This window comes from Moorena sp. SIO3H5 (assembly GCF_010692395.1).
GTDB lineage: Bacteria > Cyanobacteriota > Cyanobacteriia > Cyanobacteriales > Coleofasciculaceae > Moorena.
The window spans coordinates 1-2,515 of record NZ_JAAHHS010000662.1 but is presented as its reverse complement, the minus strand read 5'-3'; the positions used below and the strand labels follow the sequence as shown (position 1 = coordinate 2,515).

At 48.7% G+C, this 2,515-nt stretch carries 3 protein-coding genes; all 3 read left to right on the top strand.

The genetic code is table 11. From position 1 onward, the window contains the following. The coding region (locus F6K52_RS35230; RefSeq protein WP_293089675.1) for a tetratricopeptide repeat protein at positions 1–877 on the top strand (877 nt) is incomplete at its 5' end. Further along, positions 877–1,971, top strand: coding sequence for a tetratricopeptide repeat protein (locus tag F6K52_RS35225; protein ID WP_293089672.1), 1,095 nt, complete (start codon positions 877–879; stop codon positions 1,969–1,971). The genes F6K52_RS35230 and F6K52_RS35225, both read left to right, overlap by 1 nt. Positions 1,972–2,088: 117 nt before the next feature. Continuing rightward, on the top strand, positions 2,089–2,515 hold a 427-nt coding region (locus tag F6K52_RS35220; RefSeq protein ID WP_293089669.1), incomplete at its 3' end, for a tetratricopeptide repeat protein.

The window sequence follows — 2,515 nt, the reverse complement described above, 5'->3', positions numbered from 1 at the left end:
TGTGAATCTGAGCTTGTTGGTGGATATTGTGCCCCGATTTCTGAGTGCCGGGACCGGAGTTGCGGGAGTGGCAGTGGTGGCGTTTCCGAGTATCTTAACCCTATTGCAAGCCAGAACCGAACTGACCCAAGCCGGAAAAGAAGGGTTTGAAAAATTACTCAACAGGCTGCGTATTCCCAAGCCTTACCATGAAGAAGCCAAATTCGCTTCCACATTGTTGCTGTTTGGGGTTCTAGTCCTATTATTCTCGAACAAGCCAGCTTTTTCGGATTGGTACAATCGCCAGGGAGTCAAGAAATATAATCAGGGGCATTTGGCTGGTGCTGAAGCTGACTATCTTCAGGCTTTGGCTCTCGATCCAGACAATGCCAACGCTCACTATAATTTAGGGTCCCTCTACGAAGACCTGCAAAAGTTCGATAAAGCCAAGAGTCAATATCAATTTGCTGTTAAGGAGAATTTGATTAGAGCGCAGAACAATTTGGCTCGCTTGTGGATATTGGAGAATAAACCAGAATTGGCTACGCCTCTGCTGTGGAAAAGTTTACAGCAGGCGGGAAATGAGCCGTTGAGAGTCAGATACAACTTGATGAAAAATTTCGGTTGGGCATTGTTACAACAACAGCAGCTAGAGCAAGCGGAGACCATTCTAACCGGAGCGATCGACTTAGCCAGTACACCAGAGGGATTGGAACAAATCACAACTCGCGCTTCAGCCCACTGTTTGTTGGCTCAGGTCTATGAACAGCAAACCCGCAATAGCCAAGCCCTTGAAGAATGGCAAACGTGTTCTCAGCTAGGTTCAATTGTTAATCCTGATCAACCAAAATGGTTAATCCTAGCTCACAAAGCGTTAAAGAAGGCAGGTAAACCCTAATGCAATGGAAAAAATGGAAACTCTTGATTGGCTTGCTCCTGGGGCTGAGCTTAGTAGTCAGCTTAGCTAGACCAGCTCGTCCGATTGGAAATGGTTTAAATCTACTTGTGACCCTTCGTCCTCAAGGTCAGGTGAAAATGAAGCGTTCCACTTGGCAGGATTATCAGCCAGCCTTTATTGGTGCGCCATTGGCGGCTAAGGATCACCTCTTACTGGGCAGCAATACCTTTGCTAAAGTCCTGTGCCAGAACTTAATGCCGTGGGAACCGGAGGGTGGCAGAGACTATATCGTCTCTGAAGGCTGTCCTCCTACCTCAAAGCCAAAGCTATCTCAATCCGACAAGGATACAGTGATTGAAAGAGCAGCCAATAATCCAGACATTCCTTATATTCTTAGACCTCGGGATAGTTCTGTGCTTAATCAGCAACCGCTCTTGGGCTGGCATCAGGTTGAGGGCGCGAGCACTTACCAGGTCAGGGTGATAGGTCCAGGGGTGAAGTGGACTCAGGAAACCAGTGCAACGGAGATAGTTTACTCAGGAAAGCAGTCCCTACAACCAGGTGCTCGTTATTGGCTGATTGTCAAGACTGACCAAGGCAAAAGTTCTAAACAGGAAGGGAGTTTCGGGTTTACCATCCTCGATCAGGAAAAAGCCCAGGAGGTATCAGCAGCAGCAGAGCAAATTAAGCAAAAGCAGTTGAGTAAGCCAGCAGAAGCACTAGCTTTGGCTCATTTGTACCGCAGCAATGACTTAAATGCTGAAGCCATTGACCTGCTGGAAACAGCTTTGGCTGATGGACCTGAGTCGATCCGGGTTCATCAACTTCTGGGGGACATTTACCAACACGTGGGATTAAATCGCCTAGCTAGGGAGGGTTACCGGCAAGCCCTAGAACTGGCTAAGGCAGCAGGAGATTTAGACACTCAAGCTCAAGTGCTTGGAGGGCTGGCAGTCACCAGTGGGATTATCGGTCAGAAGGATGAAGCGATCGCGTGGCTAGAGAAAGGGAAAGAGGTTTATCAAACCTTGGGAGATCAGGTCAGGGCAGGTCAACTGGAACAACAAATACAGGAGTTAGGTATTGCCCCCTAAATCCCCGAATTCTGGGGGACTTTGACATCATTACCCCCCAAAATTGGGGGGCTAGGGGGGCAATACCCACTACATTTCGTAAGTCCGATAGTTAAGATTTTAGGGAGCTAATCGTTGATGAAGGCAAAAATCTTAATCAAACCAGGGCTGATCGCCGCTACCCTAGTCGGTGTGATCGGGATCAGAGCAGTTCCCGTGCCACCATGGGGACAGATGAGTATAGCCCAAGCTCAAGAAAGCTCACCATCAACTGAGCTAACCGAGTCTGTGATTGAAAGAAAACTAGCAGAAGCGTCTCGACTTACTCAGCAAGGGTGGGAGCTTTACCAACAAGGAAAATACTCAGAAGCTATCCCCCTAGCAGAAAGAGCATTAGGGATTCGGCAACAAGTCCTAGGAGAGGAACACCCTGATGTGGCTACCAGCCTCAACCACCTGGCTTTACTTTACTCTCGCCAGGGCAGCTACCAACAGGCCGAACCCCTCTTCCGGCAAGCCTTAGAGCTTAGGAAACGCTTGCTAGGAGAGGAACACCCGGATGTGG

Excerpts from the sequence above, each read along its gene's own strand:
- F6K52_RS35225 (WP_293089672.1), top strand. The coding sequence starts at position 877 with ATGCAATGGAAAAAATGGAAACTCTTGATTGGCTTGCTCCTGGGGCTG.